Source organism: Arthrobacter sp. HLT1-20, assembly GCF_054510895.1.
This window is the reverse complement of the sequence record NZ_JBTNDR010000009.1, coordinates 35857-59991: the sequence shown is the minus strand read 5'-3', so window position 1 is coordinate 59991 and position 24135 is coordinate 35857. Positions and strand designations below refer to the sequence as shown.

Below are 24135 nucleotides of genomic sequence, written 5' to 3'. Positions count from 1 at the left end.
AGAGAGCCACAACGCCATACGATCTAGCATGGGAGAACCACCTATTATGTACCGGAACAGGACCATGCCACCTTCACCTCCAGCCACCTCTGCGCACCTCGATGGGCCAGTAAACAGCCTCCAGGCATCAGCGATCACTCCGTCCCACCAGCTGGGCAGGATTGCTGCGGTGGTGCATCTGGGCTTTGCGGTGCTCCTTGTGGCGTCGCTGCTGCGATACGTCATGCGGCATCCGCCGGCGGACAACATCTGGGTGCTGGCGCTTGCTGTGGGCGTGTGCGCCGTCTACGCGGTGGTCGCTGTGCTGGCCCGCCGGCGCCGACCATGGGTTTTGTGGATGATTGCCCTGGTTGCTTTGTGGCCGGCCTTGGTGGTGGTGGCGCCAAGTTTTGCGTGGTGTTCCGTTGCTGTGTTCTTCCTCTGCCGCACCTCTTTAACCGGCTGGGCTGCCCACGTGGCGGGCGGGGTGATTGCGGTGGCAACATCCGCGGGACTGTTCAGGCTCAGCGGTGGCAGCGACATTGCCATGCTGCTGGGGCCGCTGGCTGTGGGCGCCATGTTGACGCTGATCTACGACAGGATTGAGCACGACGCCCGCGAACAGCGCCGTCTGTTGGCGCAACTGTCAGCGGCCCAGGACCGGCTCGCGGCCAGCGAGCGCCGGGCCGGTGCGGTGGCCGAACGCGAGCGCGTTTCGCGGGAAATCCACGACACCGTGACCCAGGGCCTTGCCAGCAGTCTGCTGCTGCTGGAGGCCGCCACCAGGACGTGGCCCAGCGCCGCCGCCAAGGGTGATGTGGACCGGGCCGGCGCCCTGTTGCGGGCCAACCTTGCCGAAACCCGGAACCTGGTGCACGAGCTGGCCTCGCCGGGGCTGGACGCCGTGCCACTGGCCGACGCCCTGCGGCAGGCAGCCTCGATGTACGTTCCGGAGGTTGAGGTGCAGGTGATCGGGGTGGAGCGCCACGTGGCCCCCGAAGTCCGGCACGCCGTGCTCCGGGTGGTCCAGAGCGCCGCCGCCAACATCAAATTGCACGCCGCCGCTGCCCACGCGACGGTGACTTTGGGGTATCTGCCGGGCACGCTCACCCTGGACATTTACGACGACGGCGACGGCTTCGACCCAGGCGTCACCGCCCCGCCGTCGGAATCCGGCGGCTATGGATTGCGGGCCATGCGGGCGCGCGTGGAGCAGCTGGGCGGGGTATTCTCGGTGGAAAGCACGCCCGGCGAGGGAACCATCGTTGCCGCGCAGCTTCCCACGGAGGAAAACGACGCATGACTACTATTTCTGTTCTTTTGGTGGACGACCACATGGTGGTCCGCAGCGGGCTCAAGGCCCTGCTGGGCACCCAGCCGGACATCAGCGTTGTTGCGGAGGCCGCATCCGGGGAGGAAGCCCTGCTGGCCGTGGCGGAGCACAGCCCCGCAGTAATCATCATGGACCTCGCCATGGGTGCCGGGATGGACGGCATTGAGACCATCAAGGCGGTGCGGCGGCTCAACAACAAGCAGGCGGTCATTGTGTTCACCACCTACGATTCCGACGCCGATATTGTCCGGGCCGTGGACGCCGGCGCCATGGGGTACCTGCTCAAGGACGCCGCACCGGAGGAGATTTTCGCGGCTGTCCGGGGCGCGGTCCAGGGAAAGAGCGTCATGAGCGCCCCGGTGGCATCCCGGCTGTTTCAGCAGCTGCGCAACCCCGACGAGGTGCTCACGCCCAGGGAGGCGGAGCTGTTGAGCCTGCTGACGGAGGGGCTGAGCAACAAGGCACTGGGCCAGCGGCTGTTCATTTCCGAGGCCACCGTGAAGACACATTTGGCGCACATCTACGCCAAGCTCGGAGTGGAGAGCCGGGCCGGTGCCATCTCCACAGCCATCAGGCGCGAGGGCATGCGCTAAGGCGCTCAGCTGGGTTACCGCCGCACCCGTCCCTGGGAGCGGCACCATGGGACCCTCCGCACATACTGCTCAATCCTGTGGCTCACAGCCTGACTGGCAACTGCCTTCACCAATTAAGCTGCCGGTCAACTCCATGGCGAGCACCGCAGCTCCTCGTTTTCATTGTCCCGGCGCGCCAGGCCGTGCGCGGCGCACCGGCGCTGGCGCCCGACGTCGTACTCGTGGGTATTCGGCTGCCAGAGCATATTGGGATAGCGGCCGCAGAACGATTCCATGCGGGGGTGACCGGCTTCATTGGCAAACTGGCCGGAGGATCTGGCTCGCGTTCACCGCAACGCTGCCATCCATGTCATCAAGTCGGGCATGGCGTCCAGTGCGACTGTTGCGTGAGTGGCGTTGGGCAGCACATGGGATTCAACGGTGGTTCCGGCCGCCATCTGGGCTGCGACGAAGCTGGCCGTGATCGCAGGCCTGACGAGGGTGTCCTTGGCTCCTTGTGCCACAAAGAGTGGCATGGGCAGCGGAGTGTTGTCGGGGGTGTTCTCCGCGAGGATTTGGTTCCACGGCGGCACTTTGCTCGGGTCGGCGGAGACGAATGCGCCAATGAGCGGATCGGCAATGGCATGCAGCTCTCTGTTCTGGCCCAGCAAGCAGAGAGCGTCCATCCGAGGTGCCGCTGCGGCGCCGGCCGGCGTCAGGATCGTGGCGAGGGGATCCTGCGGCAGGCGCGCGGCGTAAGCCTTTGCGTAGGATGTGAAGGCGTAGGCCCCGATCGTGACACCGGACACATCACCAATGTCTGCGGTGAGGAGGTCTCCTAAGTCTGTGGCTGGCGCCGCAACAGCGATCCCGGCGATGGACAGCTCGGGTGCGTAGCTCGCCGCCCGTTTGGCCGCAAAGATCGAGGCGTGCCCGCCCTGGGAATGACCCCACAAGACGACCCGGCTACTGGCGCCCGTCTCCGGGATGGCACGGGCAGCGCGCGCAATGTCGAGAACGTTGGCAGCCTCGGTGGCACCGATTAAGAACGACGGCGGACCGGCGATGCCCATACCGGCGTAGTCGGTGGCCACCACCACATGCCCGGCGGCGAGGAAATTTGAGAGTCCTTCGATAAACACAAACGGCGCAACGCCACTGGATGGCGCACACCGTGGCGCGGTGCCCGTGGTGGGGTGCGCCCAGGACACGACGGTGCGGTTATTCGCTGTGGCGGGAGTGGCTGGAGCGATGATCATCCCGGAAACAAGCGTGTCTTTTCCGTCAACGTCGGTGGAGTGGTAAAGCACCCGCCACGCGATGGCACCGTCGGGGGCTGCCGCGACTCGTTCCTGCCGGACGATTGTTCCCGGGGCGGCCGCGGCCGGGGTCGGTGCGATGTAAAACGAGGCAACAGCGGTTTCGACAAGGGCACCTTCCCCGACCCGGACGCCAAAATCAATGAGCCGGGAGGCTACCGGAGCCACCAGGAGCACTGCCGCGATCAGGCCGCAAGCGATCACCCTGCGCGTGGTGCTGCGCTTTCTGGTGCGGCGGGATTTGTCGCTTTTAGCCATGGAAGTTCCGGACGATTCGGGCCTGTCAGCCATCGTGGCCCCTCGGCTAGGTGTGGGCAGCCGCAAAATGCCTGCCTTTAGCCAGATCCTATGGGAAGATCCAGCCAATGAAAAGCACTCTCTGTGTTGCCGCGACGGTGCCAGCGGGCAGCTTTCTGCAGGGCTGTGACTCCCCCGGGGAAATTGCAGTCATCCGGATTCGCGGCCGTCAATCATGTCAAGTGGCGAGATGGTGCACTACCTCCGAAGCTACGCAGCGGCGACGATCGTGATGCTGCGCCCCGGTTCCCTGTGAACCGCCGGCTCCCCCAGTGACTTGAGTGCTCACACTCACTGCGCAAGTAGTGCTTTTCAGAGGGCTACCTGTTCAGGGTTCTTCTTTATGGCCGCGGGCGGACTCGCTTGTGGTCTGGAAAGAACCCGTGCTCGAGGCCCCAGAGGATGGCGTTGGCGCGGTTCGGTACGCCAATGCGGCGGTAGCAGCTGCGGATGAACGTCTTGACGGTATTGATTGATAGTTGGGCCCTGTCGGCAATTTCGGTATTGCTCAGCCCCTGGGTGATGAGTGCGAGGACTTCGGCTTCCCGTTGAGTCAAACCTTCTTCACGGCCGGGCCAGTCACCAAGACTCGTTTTCGCCTGTCCGCCGGGTCCGTGGAAGACCTGACCTTTACCCCGGTGAATATCGTGAAGCGCGTGAACTAAGCGGGCGGCGGGCAGACCTTTCGAGAGGTACCCGCTGGCACCGTTTGCCAGCGCAGCCTTAACCCGGGTTTCATCGAGATCCCACGAATAGACAACTACTTTGCCCGCCAGCGGATTTGTTGCCAGTTCATGCACGTCCTCACCATCTCCGGGGGTCGCGGCAAACGTATCGTAAAGAGTGATGTCCACGGGTTGGGCCACACTACGGTTAAGGTCAAGTTCGACGACCTCCACGGTATCCCCGTAGGACCGGAGCATCATCTCCAGCCCCCGGAGCACAATTTCATAGTCATCGACGAGTGCGATGCGAAGGCTTTCCATGCCCTCACTATAGGGCACCAAAGTCCACCCCTAGGGGTGAAGAAGTTCACCCCTAGCCGGAACTAAGCTACGGGGATGAATGCAACTCAAACCAGGAACAGCATCATGCCCGAGGGCGAGGACCTGGGCCAGGAAACTGTTCGGGAACTGATCGTGCAACTGGCTCTGACCGCGGACGAACGCAGAGGCGTCGTCACGCCCGAACAGTTCGCGGCGCTGGCCCGGCGCGAGCAAGATATTGTGGCGGCCTTGCAGCACCACCGACTCGTACTCAAGAACGGCAGCAACCCCAACCGAGAGAACCCCGGAACGGCCCCCGGCACTGAGGACGGCCTGGTGGCGCAGTCATGACGCCCACCACCACGCAACAGCTTGGGCCACGTCCCGTTGATCCCGGTCCCGCCCAGTCCTCGATCGGGTTCCACGCCATAGCGCGGAAGGTGGTGGTCCGTGCTGCCGGCATCGAGATCCACGGATACGTTGAAGCCAAGCTTGGCAGCCGGGTACGCGTGGTGTGGGCTGTCGCCTCGGGCCGTCACCGCCATGGGATGTTCAGTGCCGCAACGGTTTTCCCTCCAAGCCGAGACAGGCACTGGGCTGGATACCCTATTTCCGCTGAGCGACTTGGCGGCTTCGACAAGGCCGCCGGCTGAGCCACCCAGAAGGTCTAGCCTTCCCGCTCATAGGGTCGCCGGTACATTGCGGGGCAACTTCCTAAACACAGCAGCAGGTCAGAGCCGAATTTAATTCCTTGGGCCTGTCACCAGATTTGAACCGACGACCCCCGCTTTAGACCCGAGGGTCGCTTTACACCTGCCATTCATGGCTTTTGACCTTTGATCCTGCGGCTCAGGCGCAACAACGATAGCTACTATATTGCTGTTGTTTCTCATTCAATCCGGTAGGTTTCAGGCGGCTCAGTCATAATCGTCAGCTACCTTCCTTGTGGCAATCAGCGTCCCAGTCTATTTTGGCTCCATCCTTCCTTGGCGGATAGGGCTAGTCTGCACGGGTAGTCCTTGCCATTGGTGATGCCGTTTTCCAAGGCCGCCGCACCGGCTGGGTGGATTAGGGTTCCGTGTGCCAGGCTTGCAATCCACAAAGAGGCGAACTGCATTCAGGGACCCCCTCGTCGAATGACACGCAGCTGAACAACGTACCGACAGCCCCGGCCCCGATAGTAATGAATATGTCAACTTAGGTTGACGATGAGTCAGCCTGGCCCACCAAGCTGCCTGAGGCTATATCAACAGAGATGTGCGGCATGTTGGGCATCGAGTGATCCCTGAGGACACCTGTCGGCGACCCGGTTCTCTGACATAGTCACCAGCCCAGTGCCCGCTTCCATGATCTCCCGCCTACTAAACGCCGTGGCTGTGTCTGTCAGACCTTTCCCTTGGATCAGGAAGTCCCGGTAGGAGCCGAGTCGGGATTGGTTGGCCGCGTTGGACACCTCGAGCTCCTACTCGGTAGCGGGGCGTTGGTCCTTACTCGCCCCGGACAGGTGCCGCACCACAGTGGCCTCGCTGACATCAATGGTTTTCGCGATGTCCTTGATCATCCGCCCCTTGGCGCGCATGTCCTGTGCCGTGGCAGACTTGTCAGGTGTCATCTTCGTCGGCCTCCCACCAACCCGACCCCGGGCCCTGGCAGCTTTCGGGCCGTCTAGGGTGCGTTCGCGGAGTCTGTTGCGCTCGTACTCGGCAATGGCGGAGAAGAAGCGGAACATCAGCAGCCCCTGGGAGTTGGTGCTATCCAACCAGGTCTCCGCCAAGGACCGGAGCCCCACATTCCGCTCGGCAAGAGACTTCACGATCGCAGCTAGGTCGGCAGTGTTTCGCCCCAACCGGGACAAGTCGTTCACGACAAGCACGTTGCCGGGCTGGAGATGGTCCAGGCATTCCTGCCACTGTGGACGGTTCGCCGTGGCGCCCGAGGCGTAGTCAGTCCAGATCCGATAAGCACCTGCGGTGTTGAGCGCAGCGTGCTGCAGGTCAACGTTCTGCTCCGTTGCACTCACCCTGGCGTAGCCGATCAATGTTGCCATCTCACACATCCCTTTCTGCATTGGAAGAAGTTCCCCCGGCAAACATCATGAGCGTGTGAAACCTACTCACGAACCCGCCCCTATCATCGCCGCCTGTCTGGAGAAGGAAGAGATGAGCAGGTTCCTTAAGTTGCTTCAACACCATCTTGTTCCTATCAACCCTGAAGTAGACAAATACCGATGTGGCCAGCAGCAAAACCCCCGGTAGCAGCGAAGCAAGAATCGATACGTCGTCGTCATAGGATCCCGTCAGCGGTTGTTGGAGGGGTGCCGTGAATAGGGCGATAAAGCTGCCCGAGAAAAAAACAGTGGATATCCGGTGGCTTGTCATCCAAGGAATCGCGGGGCCAATATAAAGCTGAGTATGGAAAAACCCGCCCTCCAGTGAGCGCTGATGGAGGATCTTCCCTTCCTCAATCTCTGTTTTATCCATGGCAGCCACGTCCAACTCGCTCAGTGTTTTGGCCAATCCCAGCAAATTGGAGGCTCTCGTGTAGGCGACAGCCCTTCGGTTCAAGACCTGATAGGCATTCCAGACGAGTGCAAGCGCTGCGACACCGGCAACCGCCCATGGCGTCCACTGTGCAAGTTCCATCAATACCCCCTCCACATCAAAAACGATGCGAACATCCTTTTGACTAGCTTTGATTCCGCACTCGACTTATTAGTTTTCGCCGTCGAGTTATGCGCCATCTGTCATTTTCCGAAGACGAGTGCGCGGATGTCCGAATTCGACTGCACAACTACTACTTGCTCGCAGGGGAACCCAAACCGGACGGTGTCAACGGCGTGAATTCCGAATTCCAATCATCCGTCTCTGGAGGATTCTCGAATACAGCCATTGCCGAGACCGAGCTGTTTCATGGTACTTCGGGCTGACCCGTTACCGGTAGGTTGGCTGGGGCCGGGTTGGATCGGCCAAAACAACGTCCAGGCGAGGGTCTGCCATCAACTGGTGAATGGCTTCGAGTCTTGCTCCGATGCCAGCCCAATGCGGGTCGACGTCGTTGGCAACACACCATGCGTGATCCGCCGGCCAGATAAGCGCGGGAATGGGCTCTTCTGGTCCAAGGGCGTGCTTCTTACGCCCAGCGATGTTCCATTCGCCCAGTTCGGACACATTGCCGCGGAACAGAAAATATGAGCGATTCGGTACGTCCACCTTGGGGCCTGAAAAGGGAGAGCCCCAACAACCGTCCCAGAAGCTGAAGTAGAAATCGTCCGGCGTGCGACTGTGAGTACTCAATTCGATCATGACCACTCGAAGTTGCTCAGTTTCTGAGAGTCGGTCGTCACCGACTTCAGCAGTGTCCTCGCTCTGGCCTATGTATTGGGGGTCAGGGAGGAACCGCAGCCGTGCATACGCTGGGAAGCTGGATGGGCCGAAGGTGACTAGCTGTTGCCATGGTAGGTCCGCGTCAGTGATCCATGCCGCAGCCGAATGTTCGGTGCAAGAAGTGAGCATCATATTCCGACATTACTCGAGTCCTGTTCGCGGAGCTTCGGTGAACAAATCCTGCCTCTAAGCTCGCTTCGACAGCCAAGCTCCTCCACGTGAGCCATGAACATTGGCATGAGTAGCCACAGCCCGCAGCAGGAACGGTCTACGCGTCACCCCTACGTGTCAGGGGTTGGGTAAGGCCAGCAGCTCATAGCAAATCCGATTTGAAGAGTCTCCTCGACAGAGTTTTCAAGTAGGCGTAAGTTCATGACATGAGGGGATATGCCGTGCTGGCACAAGCGTTCATCTTGTCCTCCGCACTACTCGTAACCGGTTGCAGCATTCTGCCAGGCAGCACTACCGAAACGTGTGTTGACTGGGTCCATTTTGAAACGCCTCAAGAACAATTTGATAGCGCTGCCATGGTGCTCATTGGAAAGCCGGCGGGCAGGGACGGGGAGACCAACGCCTACGGGTACAAGGCACAGACCCATCTGGTCACCGTCGAGAAGATCCTCAAAGGCGATCCCGGGGTGGGTCCTGTCCGGATCTCCTCAATGCCTCAGACCTGTGGCAATGGCGAGTCTTACCCCCACGGCGATCCCCTGGACTCGAGCCGAAGAATGATCATCTTCGCCGCCAACCAAGGTGGTGAATGGTTCACCATGACGCCCGCCCAGGGCGTATTGCTCTATGACCAAGGTGCTGAGCTTCCCTTTCACTAGATTAAGTGCAGTGAAGGTGACAACCCGGAAATTGCACGGGACGCGAAAAGTATCCTAGGTGGCGTCTTGGTAGTAATGGAACGAAATTACACGATAAGCCCTCAAGGGCCCCGTAGCGGGAGTGTTGGGTGGTTGTCGCGGGCCTGCCGGCAGCATAGCGGTAGTAGGTGGCGCGGGACCATCCAACGAGGAGTGCTGCTTCCTGTACGGTTCGCCCTTTCGCTCGGGCTTCCTTGGCGATCGCGACGTTGTCGGCCATGACAACTGGTTCGGATAGGGGTCGACTGAACCGTGTCCCTCCAGCCTTTGCTGCGACGATTCCGGCAATGGCACGTTTGATGATTGACTCACGCTCGTACTCGGCGGTTGTAGTATTCGTGTTGCCGTTGGCGCTCAGCGTTTTGGGGGTTGAGGTTCGGATGTGGCGGTAGATCGTCATTGGTGTGACATCGCAGTTCTCACTCCACCGTCCTTGGTTGGAGGCATTGGCAGGGATCGGGCTTAGACTTGGGCTGACGGCGCCGGGGGGATGCTATGAGTTCGCGAGGAGTTTGCCTAGTTATCGAAGATGACTGGGATATTCGAGATTTGATCAGCGTTATTTTGACCCGAGCTGGGTTCGAAGTCCATGCTGTTGCTTCGGGTTCAGAAGGTGTTGTAGCTGCTGGAGGTCTGGATCCTGTGCTGGTGACCCTGGATATCGGTTTGCCTGACATGAGTGGGTACGAAGTCGCACGCCAGATCCGGGAGGTATCCAAAGTCCCTCTGCTGTTCCTGACTGGCCGTGCCGGGCCCGATGATGAGATGGCGGGCATGGCCTCAGGGGCGGCCGCGTACCTGACTAAACCATTTCGGCCCCAACAGTTACGGGAAATCGCTGACCAGCTATGTCCGGCGAATCAAGCCGCGTGTTAATTATCAGAGGCCGGAGGCTCTGAGCCTGGCCGGGTCTCGCCGGAGGTCTCACTTCCAACGACTACCGGTCAAATACGCTGTGCTGTCGGATCTATTCCCGCAATGTCTGCGTGCCTCGATACTGGGACCTGATCCGTCCCGCTAGCATGTTCTAGTCACAAAACTCCTGAATTCCCACCGTAGTAACTTCCCGGCAAGATTCTTAGTTTCCTTGGTCGATCCTCCGACGGCACCTGCTCGGAAGGGGGTGCGCCGTGAAGAAGACAGTGAAGCTCATCCACAGTGGGGCATGGCGACGATTTGGTGTTTGAAGAGCCTTCCGTCGTCACTGAAAGTGGCCCTGATGCTGCTCACACGAATATACCCGCACATCATCGTGAACCACGTTTCAGAAAGAAGTTAGACAATAGCGATGGAATTCATCCCCTATCAAGCCACATTGACACTCCGCGACGAAGCAGCGAGCTATGTACTCCTGGCAGTGTTGGAGGAGGAAATAGAAAGGATGCAGGAGGAATTTCGGCAGGCTGTCCCCAAGAACGTGAAAGCGGAACTCCGTTCATTTCTGCGGGCGCCTTACTGTTAGAAGAACTAAGAAAAGCCTGGAGGGAGTCTGGCAATGACTCCACGACGGAAGACTCGAAATTCTTATAAAGCCGCACCAGACGGAATATTCGCATCCCGCATGGGGGGGTCCTCCACTGGACACAACGTCCCAGAATCTGGGGTTGTGATTTGCAGTATTCGTCTGCACGGTGGGCCGCTTGTTTTCGGGGTTGTGCAGGCGAACACTTTCCAAATGAGGCACGCACCCCATTACACGAGCACTCTAGATGAGTCTCGTCGCAGGGTGGTGCGCCGTGAACGTGGCAGCTAGAGTCAATAAATAACTTGACATTGCCGTACAGTTGGCAGTATCAGCGCTTGGGGGGCTTGTGGATACCTGGGAGGGTCCGTTTGGCGAACCGGGCAAGTACAATAACTACTTCGGTTCCAAGACAGGTCTCAGTCATGAAAACTCCTTCTTCGCGTACCCGTAAGATCGCCATGTTCGGCGCCGCCCCGCTGGCTGTCTTGATTGCCGGTGGAATGGTCTGGCAAGGATCCCAGGCCGCCTTCACGGCTTCTACCCGCAACTCCGGCAGTTCCTGGAGCACCGGCAACGTCGTCCTCACCGACGACGACCTAGGTGCGGCCGCCTTCACGGTGGAGAACATCGTTCCCGGCCAGACCGGCCAAAAATGCATCGTTGTCACCTCCGGTTCCGATGTTCCGGGAGTGGTGCGTCCCTACACGCAGAACCTGATCAGCGCCAAGGGTCTAGAGGATCGGATCTTCTTCGACCTGGAGCAGGGCACGGGCGGCTCGTTCAATGACTGCACCGGCTTCACACCTGTCACCAACAACACCCCGGAAATGACCCTCGCCGCACTGGCGGCGACAAACCGGGATTTCGCCACCGGCGGCTCCCCCTGGGTGACGGCGGGCACCCCCGGCGAAACCCGAAGCTACCGCGGTACCTGGCGGTTCGATACCACGGGCATGAGTCAGGACGCGATCAACGCCTTGCAGGGCGCCCGCGTGGGCCTCGACTTGGTGTGGGAGCTCCAATCCGACGAGTCCCCCACACTGCCGTAACCGGGAGGCTGCGGAAGCTTTAACCTGTGAACCGGGAGGAACCCGGGTCCGCCCGGGAGCCCTCCTGGTGGGGCCCGCTGTTGTCCGAAGAGGGCTGGGCGCTGTTCCTAGCGTCTGTGGCCTCGCGGCTGTATCTGGGCGTGTTGTTGAGCCTTGCCCTGTTTGCGGTGCTGCCTGCCCTGCTGGGCTGGCACGGCACCGTGGTGCAGAGCGGGTCGATGGAACCGCACATCAGTGCCGGCGACGTTGTGCTCGCGGCGGGTTTCGACGCCGCCCATCAGGTCCCGGTCGGCGGCGTTGTGGAGTTCACCAGCCCGGCGGAAGCCGAACCCGGCGGAGTGGAAAAGACGAGGCTGCACAGGGTTGTGGCCGAAAACCCGGATGGCACCTTTGTGACAGCCGGGGACGCCAACGCCGAGGTGGATAGCACCCCGCTGGAGCGCGGGCAGATCACCGGCCAAGCCAGGCTCCTGATTCCCGGGGTGGGGCTCCCCGGGCTCTGGCTGGGCACCGGAAACTTCCCCGCGCTGGCGTGGTGGAGCGTGCTGACGCTGCTCGCCATCGCCGTGGCAGTGTTCGGCGCCCGCCACTCCAAGGACTCCGAAAATGCAGATGACGCAGACAGCCGTGCCGAAGGGGACGATGGCGGACCGTCGGCACCCGATGGCCGATCCCGGCGCTGGAAGGCAAGTGCCGCCGTCGGCATCGTGGCGGCCCTGACCGTCTTGGTGTTGGCAACCTCCACATCGTTTTCCTTGGCAGCTTTTACGGCCACCACAACCAACGCCGGCAACACCTTCGGCACCGCCGCGGACTGGACGCCGCCAACGGTCACCATGACCAGCCCCGGGACCACGGTCCGGGCAAGTGTCACACTCACCGCGGAAGCCGGCGATACCGAAACGGGTATCCGCAGCGTGGCCATTCAATACCTGCCACCCAACGGGGCATGGACCACAGTGTGCGCCCGCCTGGCTGAGCCCTATTCGTGCTCGTGGAACACCCCGGCCTTGCCGGATGGCGGTTACAGCCTGCGGGCCATTGCTACCGATAACTCCGGCCTCACCGCCACCTCAACCACCGTCCAAACCACGGTGGCCAACACCTTCGCAGTGGTTCTGAGCAACCCCGACGAGATCGTGCGTGGCAACGTGAATCTCGCTACCACGTTGTACAGTCCGGGCAGCACCGCCTACACCGTTCGGACGGAATACTCCGTGGCGGGGGCCAACAGGTGGAACACGCTTTGCCAGAGCCTGGGTGACCCTTACCAATGCACCTGGCCCACCGGCACCTTCACCAACGATTCCTATGATCTTCGCGCCGTTGCCGTCTCCGGGGCCACCTCCACCTACTCGGAAACCATCACCGACGTGCTCGTAGACAACTTGGCACCCACGGTGGCCATGACCGATCCCGGCTCACCGTTGCGGGGCATCAGCACCTTCACCGCCGTCGCCGCGGACGCACACTCAGGCATCAACCAGGTGCAGATCCAGTACGCCCGCACAGGCACCAGCACCTGGACACCGCTCTGCACGGTCACGGAGTCGCCCTATTCCTGCCGGTTCAACACCACAACCCTGACCAGCGCCTCCTACAGTTTCCGGGCTACCACCACGGATGCGGCTGGCAACAGCACAACCTCGGCCCCAGTCGCCAACAGGATAGTAGACAACACCCTGTCATCGGTGTCGGTGGAGGATCCGGGCACCTACCTTTCGGGAAGCGCAACCCTAACAGCAGCAGCGAACTCGACGGCGGGCGTGGGCGGTGTCCAAATCCAGTCATCGCCCGCCGGGACGAACACCTGGACCACGCGCTGCACCCGGGCAGCAACACCGTACGTGTGCGATTGGGACACGAGGACCGTGGCGGACGGGATGTACGACTTCCGTGCAGTCCTCACTGACGGTGTGGGCAAGGAAACAATCTCTACCCTTGTGACGGGGCGACGCGTGGACAACAGCCCCCTGCGCGGCGCCGACATCCAAGCCTCCAACGGCACCGGAATCCTGGGCAAGTTCGACGCCGGCGACACCTTGAACTTTACTTACAGCCAGCAGATCAATCTGGCATCCCTCACCCCGGGATGGGCCGGCACCGCCCTACCGGTGACGGTCCGGCTGCGTGACGGCAACCTCCAAGGCCTGGGCACGGGCAGCAGCGGGGACACCGTGGATATCCAACGGCCAGGCAGCACAGTGAACCTTGGCTCAATCAACACGAAGGGCAACTTCGCTAAGACTAAAAAGACCATCACCTTCAACGCCACCATGACGGCCACCACGGTGACCATTACCGGGGTCCCCAAAACCGTGGTCACAGTGACGCTAGGAGCCCCCATCAGCGGGACCGGCAGCCTCCGCACCTCCAGCACGGCTGCCGCGATGGTATGGACACCGACCTCCTCCGTCACCAACACATCCGGCGCCGCCTGCTCCCTCGCACCGGCAACCGAAACCGGCACACTCGACAAGGATTTCTAGCCAAGACGAATGCCTGGGCATCCTAGGCATGCCACGAATGCAGCCCCTCAGACACAAGCCTCCAACCAAGGACGGTGGAGTGAGAACTGCGATGTCACACCAATGACGATCTACCGCCACATCCGAACCTCAACCCCCAAAGCGCTTAGCGCCAACGGCAACACGAATACTACTTCTGGCCGCAATTTCATCTAGTTGTCTATTGCGGTAAGTTGGAAAGATTCGAGATTCGTCAGTATTTATGCAGATCGGAGTCGTCTGCACAACACCGGAATTCCGTGAGAGCGTGTGCATGTGCAGACGACTTCTGAAAACTACACCAGCTTGGACGGGCCGGCCCGTCAAAAACGGTCGATACCTTCACCACTCAATTGGGTGGCCTCTAAGTTGCGTCCCCAGTGGGCGGAAGAGGATCTGCTGTCGAAGGAGACTGAGCCCGGACAGCCCGGAACGTCGGACCCGATCGAGTTGATGCAGGGCCAATGATGTGAGCCACCACCCCGGTTGCCGGTTCCGCTTGTGGGAACAATGCCAAGAGCGTAATGGTCTGAATGAACGGTGCAGTCGGGCTGACACTCGTGCAACCGAGTACGGAAAAGACAACCTCCATCAATAACGCGCGAGTAACGCAGGCTGTGCGACACTTTGCAGATCCGGCATGCAGACAATGTCAGGAGCGTCGGGATAGGGATGCAACTATGACAACTTGTTTAGAAATTCGTTACAGGTACCCACAATGGGATCTAAGTGAGGACATTCTGACCGTTGCGGGCGATGATCCAGATCTGGCCACCGTCGATTTACGCATTGCTGGCCGGCCCGTCGACGTTTTATTCGGTCATGTCTAGCTGGGCGGCTTCATATCCCACCGTCCACCGCTCCTTAGCGCCGGAGTACCAGGGGATGTCGCAGGAGCAAATCGAGGAGGTCGTCGAAGGCATCTTCGGTGCCGGTACGACGCTGGAAATGGCTGAAGGGTTCTTCGACGGCGTCAGCAACGCTCTGTCAGGGGTCGGTCGCGCGGTGAACGGCGTTGCCCAGCAAGCGGCACCCTACCTCGGCCGGGCATTGCCGGGTGTCGCCTCGGGCGCCGCGACCGGCACCGCGCTCGGTCCATGGGGTGCCCTGGCCGGCGGATTGGTCGGCGGGCTGAGCAGTGCCCTATCAGCACCATCACGACCTAGTGGCCCAGCAACGCCCAGGCCGTCAGCCCCGGGTGGAAGCCCTTCTGCCCAGCCGGGCGGATTGACAGCTGGATTTGTACCACCACAACAAGCAACCGGGTCGGCGGGTGCGGCACGTTCCAACAGTGCGATCTTCCAGCTCGTTAATGCATTGGGCAGCCCGACCGTCCAGCGCGGCGTCACGTCGATGCTGATGGGGAATGCTGGATCACCCACCGTGCCTTCGGCGAACGGGAACCCGATCCCGCTCGCCGCTATCTCGAACCTGTTAAGCATGCTCGCCTCCCGCGCATCCGCCGAGTGGGAGGAACAGTCACCTTACGCGGGCGAGGACTATCTCGAGGCGTATGTCGACGAGAGTTTCGATACCGCAAGCGAGGAGGACCGTGCTGAGTGGCTTTACGGGCAGCTGGCTTCTCCGCTGCCGCAGCCCGTGTCCGTACTTGCCCCGGAGGGGGCGTATGAGGAGGTTTGGCTCGACGATATGTATGACGAGATGGAAGCTGCCTACTACCGGGATGACGGCTGAACGTGTGGAGCCGATGCCTGCGCGATCGGCTGACCAATGAAGAGAGGCACGACCATGGACGCACCTAACGTTCCCGGTGTTGACCCGCTGCAGCAGCTCCTGCTCGCTCAGTTGGCCGGGGATCCTGTTCCGGCGGGCCCTTCGATGGACGATCTCCTCGCAAAAGGGCCCGAGGACCCGATGACCGCGGCGGTCTTGGACGCTCTGCGAAGGCGTCGTGAGCGTGAGGCTCTTGCCGCTGACAACGTGTCCGTCTCTGGGGCGACCGCTCTCGACGCCGAAGTGTCTGAAGAGGATGAGCAGCCTGAAGGTGCCGGGCAGGATCCAGGGGTGGCAGATGTCCTGCGTAGGCTCTATGACGAGGTCGCCGTCCTTCGGGCGCGCAACGAGGCACTGTCGGACGCGCTTGGTGCGTGTGCGACGTGTTGGGGGGAGACCGACACGTGGTGTCCGACGTGTCGCGGCCGAGGGTCCTCAGGTGGACGCGTGCCCGTTGAGAGCGCGTTCGCGAGGTATGTCGCGCCGGCGGTGGAACGCCGCAGGGCATCTCGGGCGGGCGCGATGCCCGCACCGGGGTCGACATCATCCCCAAACGGGGACCCGACCAGGGAGCCGGTGTCCTTGACCTGAACTGTATCGAGTCACGTTGAATCGCAATTGTGACTCCACCATCACTCGCTTATCACCCGAGAGAACGACGGAAGGAAGATCGCATGTCCGTGCTACCCGAGGCCTACGACGAGGCCTACGACGAAGCGTATGACGAAGCCTACGACGAGGCTTACGACGAGGGGTACGACGAGGCGGTCCGGCCGTCCCGGATCCGGCTCGCTCGCCCCCACACGCCACCGGCTCGACCAACTGATCGGCCCGTGACGCAGGCCCAGCTGCAGATGGCCATCGAGAGTGTCAACAAGTCGGTTCGCACCAACTCGGCAGCGATCGCGACGGTCAACCGCACTGTCGGCCGCATCGGCCGCGATGTGACCCAGGCGCGGCGTTCGACGACGAGCATCCGTAAAGACATCTCCACACTGCGAGATGCTGTCGTCATCGGGCCGATGCTCGCAGGCACCCTCGGGAGCGGCAACCCCCTCATGTCGGCACTCGTACCGATGATGCTCGTCGGCTCCATTGGCACTGACCAGACTGCTGGATCATCCAATTCGGGTGGCGGTATGTTCGGCGGTGGTGACCAGATGACGACGATGATCATGTTGCTTGCCCTTACCGGCGGCCTGGGCGGTAAGGCGGTGCCGTGATGGCCTTCAGCCTGATCGGACTGGTGGTCGGTGCCGCGCTGGCTCGCGACGTCCAGGACCGGGCTCGCGCCAGCCAGATTGAGATCCTCGGGGGTGTGCTCGGCGCATCCCCGATGGGCCTCGTCCTGCTCACGACACTTGCCAAAGAGGCAACGGAGAGCAAGCCGACCGACCCGAAGAAGCCGAAGAAGCCGACCGAGGCGTCGGTACCCGACGTAAGCGACGCGGAGGACCTCACAGCAGCAGAAGGGATGCTCAAGGCGCATGGGCTGGTTGTGGGGCAGCAGCAGTATGTCCTCTCCGACTCGACGCCGGACGCGATCCTCGGCAGTTCCCCGGAGGCCGGTACTCTCGTGTCGCTGGGCGCCAAGGTGTCCATCCTCGTCAACGCCGGCCTGATCGTACCGGACGTGACGGGGATTGCTCTCACCGACGCTCAATTAGCCTTGGATGCAGCTTGTTTCCAATGCGAGGTTGAATTCATGGACCTCCCTGGGAAGCCGGGTGAGGTGGCGAAGCAAGACCCGGGTGCGGGCGAGCTGGCCTTTAGTGGCGACATCGTCATTCTCTCCGTCGTGGAAACTCCACCCGAGAGGTCGTCAAAGACGAGCAGCTCCGCCGCGAAGGCTGAAACCATCACATCGCAACCAAGCTGACCAGCCATAGGAGCATAGATGGATCCCCGGTTGCGCCTGCTTACAGAGGAGGGTGCGAGTCAGGACGAGGTCGCGGTGCTGGCAAGGCTTCTCGGCCCGGCACATGAGCTTCCAGCCGGGATTCGTGTGGTTGCGGTTTTCGGTGATGTCGTGACGCTGCGCGTACCGCGGGATTCGGTGTCATTGCTACGCGGGCGGGCTGACTCGGGAACGGGCGGCCCGCGGTCTCGATGGACTGCCACTCACCGGGCAGGGTGTCGTCATCGGTGTGGTTGACTTTGGACTCGATTTCACCCACCCGGCGTTTCGACATAGTAGCGACGGCTCGACGGTTGTGGAGGCGCTGTGGAACCAACAACCGGGTCCAGTGCCCGGACATCTGAATCGATACGGTTACGGACGGATTTACACCGCCGCCGAGATCGATAGGGCGCTGGGCACTTCCGATCCGGGGTCGGCCCTCGGCTATCACGCCTTTGCGTCGGACTCTGGCCGGGGATCTCACGGCACTGCCACGACCTCGATCGCGGCGGGTAGGGAATGGCCCGGCGGACTCCCGGGAATGGCTCCGGACGCGGTCATCGTCTTCGTCCAGCTCTCTACATGGGGTCCAGCTGGACCGCAGCGGCTTGGTGACTGCGTCGCATTGGCCGAGGCGCTCGACTTCATCCGGACGGTGGCGGATGGTCGCTCGTTCGTGATCAACCTTAGCCTCGGCGGCTGTGGCGGTCCTCACGACGGCACCAGCCTGCTCGAACGCGCCATGGATAATCTCGTTCGGGAGCGCCATGGCCAGCTCGTCGTCCAGTCCGCTGGCAACTACTTCACCGCCCGCAAGCACGCACAGGGCCGAGTCGCCCCCGGCAAGAAGGTACACCTGCCCGTGGTCGTGCCCGCAGGCACGCTTGTGCCCCATGAGATTGAGGTCTGGTATGGCGGCGTCGACCGCCTCGGTGTCTCTCTGAATCGGTGTGGCTTGCCCGATGTCGCACGGCTTGGAGGCGAGGGGCTTGCGACGTTGACGGCCGGTGGAGTCATCGTGGCCCAGGTCGTGCAACGCCATGATGATCCCGGCGACGGTCGCAACCACATTCTTGTGCGAATCGCGCCGAGTCGTGAGGGAGGGCGATGGGAACTCGTTCTGAATGGGATCGATGTGCGGGACGGCCGGTTCGATTCATGGATCGAGCGAGATCCCGGTCCTGCATACGCCCAAGCGCACTTCGCCACCGAATGGGTGACGCGAGAGACAACAACTGGAACAATCTGCAACGGTTGGCAGCCCATCGTCGTCGGAGCGTATAACCACCACGATCCCGATGGCGCAGTGTCCGCGTTCTCCAGCCGCGGACCAACCATAGACGGGCGAGACAAACCCGATTGCCTGGCGCCCGGGACCCGAACTGTCGTTGCCCGCAGCGCGCCGGCATCCGGCACCGCCGGGATGCTCACAGTGATGAGCGGAACGAGTATGGCTGCCCCTCACGTCACCGGCCTCGTCGCGTGCCTGCTCCAGGCCGGGCCGTTGGACGGCGACCAAGTGCGATCCGTCCTCGCGAGGACTTCCCGTCCGTATGCCGGAGCCGATTTGGGCCGTGCCGGCTTCGGGTATCTCGACCCCGCCGAGGCGGTGGCCTCAGTCCTGAATAAAAAGGAGATCATCATGAAACGGCAAGATTCGATAGATGAGAGCATTCGCGATAGCGGTGTGCCCGAGGGCGGCGTGTCCCCTGAGGAAGTGCTTACCGCACTGGGGACCACGGCGCACGAACTGGCGGGGGCCTTCCTCACGGGCTCAGCAACGGCGGTGCGGGATCGCCTCGGCGTCTGGCTCGATATCGTCACCGGGCCGGGAGAACGCCTCGACCCGGTGCTACGGGCGGGCGACTTGCTCATCCGCGCGGCGGTCGGCGAGGGACACGCTCGGGTCAGCGTACTCGTCGACGGCAGGGTGTTGAGGCGTGACCGTGCCGAGAGGGTTGGGTGGGATCTCGAAGGGACACATTCTGGCTATTTCACCCTTGTCGTTGAGGACGGCCACCATCCGCACACACGTGCGGACCATTGGGCGAGACGGTTGACCGGGTTGGGCGGGCTGATGCCGCAGAACCAGTGCATCCTGCGTAGGGTGCCGGCGCCCGTGCGATCCGTGGCGACGGACGATCTGGACGGATACGCGGTCGCAACACGGCCCCAGCAAGAAGACGCCACCGGGTCACCGACGCTGCAATCGGCTCTGTTCACCGGTGATGCCCAGCTGGCCGCAGTTGCGGCCGGGCAGATCCGCCTCGGCACCCGCGGAACCGCGCCGTACCCGGCGCCAGCCCAGTCCACCGGCACAGGTGTGGTCAAGGTGCAGGAGGCACTGGGTCGCCTCGGCTACCCACCAGGGACATCGGGGGCGGACGGACGATTCGGGTCTGACACTGGAAATGCGGTCGCCCGCTACAAACGAGACCGCGGCATCCATCCCGCCGACCCCGTCGTCGGACCGCAGACGGTACGGCGGCTTGACTCCGAACTGCCAGCGGGTGGGTCCCCATCGTCTCCGCCCGGGCCAGTGGTGATACCCGCCATCGACCCGCCGGTGACCCCCCGACCGCCGAACCCAGAAGACCGGGTGACACGCTGGGTGCGGGCATTGGGCCCCCAGGTTCGCCCGGGCAATCAGGCGACAGCGCTCATCGATGGCGCCGAAACGTACGCGAGTTATTTGGATGCCATCCGCACCGCCCGGGGCGAGGGACATTTCATCTACCTGCTCGGCTGGTTCCTTGATCTCGACGTGCCGCTAAATCGGCCGGACGGTCCGGCGTACTGTGGGGGAACCCGCAACCCAACGGTCGCTGCGTCGACCATGAGGACCCTGCTGGCGGCAGCATCGGCAGCGGGGGTTCAGGTGCGGGTCATGCTGTGGGACCAGCCCCTGGCGCAGAACAGCGCCGAAGTTAATTTCGTCAACCGATTGGCGCGCGGCGCGGCGATCCTCGACAACAACGAGCTGAGCAACACGTTCGGCAGCCAGCATCAGAAGGTGCTGCTGGTTGGTGGGTTTCAGGGATTGATCGGCTTCTGCGGTGGACTCGACATCAACGACGACCGGCTCTGCCCCATCTTCACACCTCCGGTCCTGCCCGCAACCCCGGGCGGCGCTGCCCCCTCCATCCCCAGCTTGCCCAGTGGCCCGGGTACGATTCTCGCTGCCCGGCGCGAGTCAGTGCCCGAGGGCAAAGAGATTGCGGTCGCGGCCAGCGGTGCGCTCCCCGAAAGCTCCGGATCCGGATCCAGCGGCGGCGGAGGAGCGCCGCAACACGATGTCCATATCCGACTCGTCGGGCCCGCTGCGGACGACCTGCTCGATACGTTCGTCACACGGTGGTATGCGAACACAGACCACGTCGCCCACGACCGGGTGAAGGGCCCGCTGCTGGGCTTATGCCAAGCTGCGTCACCGCCTGTTGGCCGGGCATTCGTACGGATCGGTGAGACGTTCAACGCGCACGTCGCTTTGCCCGTGCGTCCGGTCCGCTCGTGCGCGACACCGCCGCCAGTATCTCCTGTCCGCTATGTACGTCCACGCACGGTGCAGGAGATCTATCTCGCCGCCATAGCGGGTGCGCGGCGCTACATTTACTGGGAGGACCAGTACATGGTCAGCATGTGTGCTGCCGAGGCGCTGCGGCAGGCGCTGCCGCGTGTCGAGTTCATCATCCTGCTGATGCCCGACTCACCCATCACGGAACTGCCGCACAAATGGGCGTGGCGCAAGCGGTTCGTCGAGCACATCCGTCGTGATCCACTGGGGTACAAGCTTCATGTATTCACGCTGCATTCACCCATCACCGGTATGTTCGGGCCGCACACGTACGTGCATGCCAAGACGATGATGGTCGACGACGAAATCTCCCTCATCGGGTCAGCGAACTGCAACCGCCGCGGATGGGAGTCCGACGCCGAGGTGGTCGCCGCGACCGTCGGGGACCTTGATGCCGCCGGGCGACCGTTCGCAGCGCGGGTCCGGGCGCGGCTCTGGTCCGAGCACCTCGGTGTCCCGACAACGGTGCTCGACGACCCGCTCGCGACCGCTCACCTATGGTGGGATCCTCGCAGCGCTCCCGGGATGATGGTGCCGGTGGGCGGAGGGCTCCAGGTCAGCCTGGCATTACGTCGTGTCCAGCCATACGACGTCAACGGCGACACTGACAGCCCGACTACCCGCAAGATCCCGGACGCTTGGGTGGACCCGCCAGCACCATTGCCAGGCTCACCGTGCGGACCCGGAGGAGCTCTCGCGGTGCGGGTAACACCAATCCAGGAGGTGGTCGCGGGGATGGCACCTCAAGCCATAACGTTCTCAGTCGGCTGACCCTTCCCTGACCAAAGATGTCGCCACGGCCCAGATACCGACAAGGGTGTCGGGGCAATGTCCCACTCGGGTCATTGTTCGTACAGGGATGGTCCAAACCTGGGCCCAGACCGGTCGGGCAATGCGTCTCAACAATGGAACCTTTAACAAGACAACCGTCAGTCGTTCCCTTTTCTCTTAGTGGCGCGGCGTATCGGAGCCCAGAGCCGTCTCAACAATGTGTCTCATCCTAATATTCTCATCATCATAGGGAATCACCCTTTAACGGGACGAAGGGAAAGAGCGCACGTGACACGTCTTGGGTATGCTCGGGTCAGTACTGCGGATCAGGACACCGAACTGCAGATCAGGGAGCTGGAAGCCGCAGGGTGTGAACGCATCTACCGTGACCACGGGGTCAGCGGGACAGCGGCCAATCGGCCCGAGCTGGATAAGATGCTGGACCGACTCAGCCACGGCGATGAAGTCGTGGTCTGGAAGCTGGACAGGCTCGGACGCCACACCCGGCACCTGCTCGAACTCCTCGACGACTTCAAGGCGCGCGGCATCAAGTTTCGCTCTTTGCGCGATGGCATTGCCACCGATCCTGGCAATGACTTGGACGGTGCGATGGCCCAGGCCATGGTTACTATCATCTCCGCCTTCGCCCAGCTCGAACGCGACCAACTATCCGAACGAACCAAGGCCGGCATGGCCATCGCCGCCTCCCACGGCCACAAAGCAGGCCGACGGGAAGTCTCCGCCAACCACCCCAATGTCAAGCGGGCCCACGACTTGAAAACCCAGGGCCTGAAGCCAGCCGACATCGGAAAGATCATCGGGGCCAGCCGAGCCACCGTCTACCGCTACCTCGGCATGAAATCCGACTGACGTGAGAGCCACTTACGGCCGCGTTCCACCCGCCACGTCCATAAGAGACTTGACGGGCCTGTCAAAAACGGTCGTTTCTGACCAAGTTCTTGCGGCGGGAGCTGAGGGTGGGGCGTGGAAGATTATTTGACAAAGGCTTGACTTAATGTTAGAATGGTAGTAATGGAGTAGAGGAAGACAGTTTTTTGCCGGTTCACGACTGGACTGCTCACTAAACGGAAGGCCGAGGGTTCGAACCCCTCCGGGGCCACTTCATGGCTCTGTAGCTCATGTGGCAGAGCGTCCGCTTGATTTAGGGCAAGGGAAGAAAGCTCCCCGCCGGCTCACGACCGAACTGCCCACAAAACAGTGCGCCGGGGGTTCGAGTCCCCTCATCTCCACAATCACGGGGATGTAGCTCAGTTTGGTAGAGCGACTGTCTCCTGTGGCACACCCTAGTGTGCAAGGAATAGCACGGACTCTGTGTCCGTGCTATTCCTTTGCCGCGAAAGTCCCAGCTCGCGGTTGGTGCCTCCTATCAATTGGCTACGACAATGTAGGTCGGCAACCACCTCGCAGTATGCATCGTTCGTAGTCAGTCTGTGGTTGGTGTTGTTGCTGTTGTCTCCTTGATTCCGCTTTCGAGGCAGTGCCAGTTGTCGGCGTGGATTCCGGGTGTTGAAGGAAGGATGCACTCATGAGGCGCTGCATCTACTCCAGGCGTGGGTCGGGTTCCGCCAATGAGCGCCGAATTCCACACGCCTTCACTCGTCAGTTAATCGGTCAGGCTTATGAGCGGCAAGATCAATCCTGAGACCGCAGAGCCGTAATACGGGAAGCGAAGTCAAAATTCAGTGATCCCCTAACTCCGACGATCCAACGTCTGCTCTTCTCTGCGACCAGTGGATTGATGGCCACGCCGTCAGGGAGGTCTTCTCCGACAACGAGTAGTTCGGTGGGGGAAAGTGGGAAGGAGACAGTGGAGATGTCGGTGCCGTCGGTTGGCCGCCAAAGAAGGACCGCGCCGTCTCCAGTTGCGAGACCCCTCATCTCTTTCACCTGCCAAGTCCATTGTTCGAGCCCGAGCGATGTCAGCCAGAGGGCATCTGGAAGGAACCGTGACATGAGCAACCGGTCACCGACGGTCAGCTCGGCATTTTCGATCCGTCCATCGATTTTCAACAGAACAGCGGGCACTCGGCTCTTGGCTTGATCCGCGTACCGCCCCCGATCAAGGTGCATGTCCATGAAGGCGATCAATGCTCCCCGTTCTACGCCCGTCAAAACGTGCCCTTTGCGCAGTTTTACGATCGCAGGGATACCCCTGTCTTCGATACGCCCATAGTCACGTTCTAGGTCATGAGTGAGGACTTCGGTGTCGTAGCCGTAGCTAACGACCGTGGCATTCACAAAGGACGAGGGAAAGCCTCGACCGTCCTGAAGGTCGAGCACGTCAACAATGTTTTTTGCATCTGCCCACGCGCGAATATAGCCCTTTGACACCATGTGGGCACGTTTAACCTGCATCACGGCACCTCCTCACATCTC

The 24135-nt window shown here is 61.8% G+C and carries 19 protein-coding genes; 13 read left to right on the top strand and 6 right to left on the bottom strand.

Features of this window, described 5'->3' with window-relative positions; all coding sequences use genetic code 11:
- Positions 1–64 precede the first annotated feature (64 nt).
- Entirely contained in the window at positions 65–1282 is a 1218-nt protein-coding gene (locus tag ACX80Q_RS07150) for a sensor histidine kinase (RefSeq protein ID WP_459329836.1), read from the top strand.
- Complete coding sequence (locus ACX80Q_RS07145; protein WP_459329835.1) at positions 1279–1905, top strand: response regulator; 627 nt, start codon at positions 1279–1281, stop codon at positions 1903–1905. The genes ACX80Q_RS07150 and ACX80Q_RS07145 overlap by 4 nt, the downstream gene beginning before the upstream one ends.
- Positions 1906–2231: 326 nt before the next feature.
- Here ACX80Q_RS07145 and ACX80Q_RS07140 read toward each other — a convergent pair whose 3' ends face one another.
- Together ACX80Q_RS07140 and ACX80Q_RS07135 are read right to left on the bottom strand one after the other, a co-directional pair.
- Entirely contained in the window at positions 2232–3461 is a 1230-nt protein-coding gene (locus tag ACX80Q_RS07140) for an alpha/beta fold hydrolase (RefSeq protein WP_459329834.1), read from the bottom strand.
- Between the two features lie 380 nt (positions 3462–3841).
- Positions 3842–4486 (bottom strand): response regulator transcription factor, encoded by a 645-nt coding sequence (locus tag ACX80Q_RS07135; RefSeq protein WP_459329833.1) that lies wholly within the window; start codon positions 4484–4486, stop codon positions 3842–3844.
- 75 nt (positions 4487–4561) lie between these two features.
- On the opposite strand from ACX80Q_RS07135, the gene ACX80Q_RS07130 reads away from it, so the two are divergent.
- The gene (locus tag ACX80Q_RS07130; protein ID WP_459329832.1) at positions 4562–4837 is read left to right on the top strand and encodes a hypothetical protein; all 276 of its coding nucleotides are present in this window, start codon (positions 4562–4564) and stop codon (positions 4835–4837) included.
- Positions 4834–5139 (top strand): hypothetical protein, encoded by a 306-nt coding sequence (locus tag ACX80Q_RS07125; protein ID WP_459329831.1) that lies wholly within the window; start codon positions 4834–4836, stop codon positions 5137–5139. Before ACX80Q_RS07130 ends, ACX80Q_RS07125 begins: the two co-directional genes overlap by 4 nt.
- Positions 5140–5948: 809 nt before the next feature.
- Here the strand turns inward: ACX80Q_RS07125 and ACX80Q_RS07120 are convergent.
- The 3 genes from ACX80Q_RS07120 to ACX80Q_RS07110 all read right to left on the bottom strand — a co-directional run bounded on the left by ACX80Q_RS07120 (position 5949) and on the right by ACX80Q_RS07110 (position 8001).
- The gene (locus ACX80Q_RS07120) at positions 5949–6533 is read right to left on the bottom strand and encodes a recombinase family protein (protein WP_459329830.1); all 585 of its coding nucleotides are present in this window, start codon (positions 6531–6533) and stop codon (positions 5949–5951) included.
- Position 6534: 1 nt separating this feature from the next.
- Positions 6535–7128, bottom strand: a complete 594-nt coding sequence (locus ACX80Q_RS07115) for a hypothetical protein (protein WP_459329829.1) — start codon at positions 7126–7128, stop codon at positions 6535–6537.
- 288 nt (positions 7129–7416) lie between these two features.
- Positions 7417–8001 (bottom strand): hypothetical protein, encoded by a 585-nt coding sequence (locus ACX80Q_RS07110; protein ID WP_459329828.1) that lies wholly within the window; start codon positions 7999–8001, stop codon positions 7417–7419.
- Between the two features lie 395 nt (positions 8002–8396).
- Between ACX80Q_RS07110 and ACX80Q_RS07105 the strand changes: the two genes are divergently transcribed.
- The 9 genes from ACX80Q_RS07105 to ACX80Q_RS07065 all read left to right on the top strand — a co-directional run bounded on the left by ACX80Q_RS07105 (position 8397) and on the right by ACX80Q_RS07065 (position 22608).
- Positions 8397–8699 carry a hypothetical protein gene (locus tag ACX80Q_RS07105; RefSeq protein WP_459329827.1) on the top strand — a complete coding sequence of 101 codons (303 nt, stop codon included), beginning with the start codon at positions 8397–8399 and terminating at the stop codon, positions 8697–8699.
- Positions 8700–9233: 534 nt separating this feature from the next.
- On the top strand, positions 9234–9614 hold the full coding sequence (locus ACX80Q_RS07100; protein ID WP_459329826.1) for a response regulator transcription factor: 381 nt from the start codon (positions 9234–9236) through the stop codon (positions 9612–9614).
- A 1011-nt stretch (positions 9615–10625) separates the two neighbouring features.
- Complete coding sequence (locus ACX80Q_RS07095) at positions 10626–11252, top strand: hypothetical protein (protein ID WP_459329825.1); 627 nt, start codon at positions 10626–10628, stop codon at positions 11250–11252.
- 26 nt (positions 11253–11278) lie between these two features.
- Positions 11279–13741 carry an Ig-like domain-containing protein gene (locus ACX80Q_RS07090; RefSeq protein WP_459329824.1) on the top strand — a complete coding sequence of 821 codons (2463 nt, stop codon included), beginning with the start codon at positions 11279–11281 and terminating at the stop codon, positions 13739–13741.
- Positions 13742–14515: 774 nt separating this feature from the next.
- The gene (locus ACX80Q_RS07085) at positions 14516–15454 is read left to right on the top strand and encodes a hypothetical protein (protein WP_459329823.1); all 939 of its coding nucleotides are present in this window, start codon (positions 14516–14518) and stop codon (positions 15452–15454) included.
- Between the two features lie 713 nt (positions 15455–16167).
- Entirely contained in the window at positions 16168–16716 is a 549-nt protein-coding gene (locus ACX80Q_RS07080; protein ID WP_459329822.1) for a hypothetical protein, read from the top strand.
- Complete coding sequence (locus tag ACX80Q_RS07075) at positions 16716–17372, top strand: PASTA domain-containing protein (protein WP_459329889.1); 657 nt, start codon at positions 16716–16718, stop codon at positions 17370–17372. Before ACX80Q_RS07080 ends, ACX80Q_RS07075 begins: the two co-directional genes overlap by 1 nt.
- Before the next feature lie 172 nt (positions 17373–17544).
- Complete coding sequence (locus ACX80Q_RS07070) at positions 17545–21738, top strand: S8 family serine peptidase (RefSeq protein WP_459329888.1); 4194 nt, start codon at positions 17545–17547, stop codon at positions 21736–21738.
- 288 nt (positions 21739–22026) lie between these two features.
- Positions 22027–22608 carry a recombinase family protein gene (locus tag ACX80Q_RS07065; RefSeq protein WP_459329821.1) on the top strand — a complete coding sequence of 194 codons (582 nt, stop codon included), beginning with the start codon at positions 22027–22029 and terminating at the stop codon, positions 22606–22608.
- Positions 22609–23391: 783 nt separating this feature from the next.
- Here ACX80Q_RS07065 and ACX80Q_RS07060 read toward each other — a convergent pair.
- Positions 23392–24117, bottom strand: a complete 726-nt coding sequence (locus ACX80Q_RS07060) for a hypothetical protein (RefSeq protein ID WP_459329820.1) — start codon at positions 24115–24117, stop codon at positions 23392–23394.
- Positions 24118–24135: the final 18 nt, after the last annotated feature.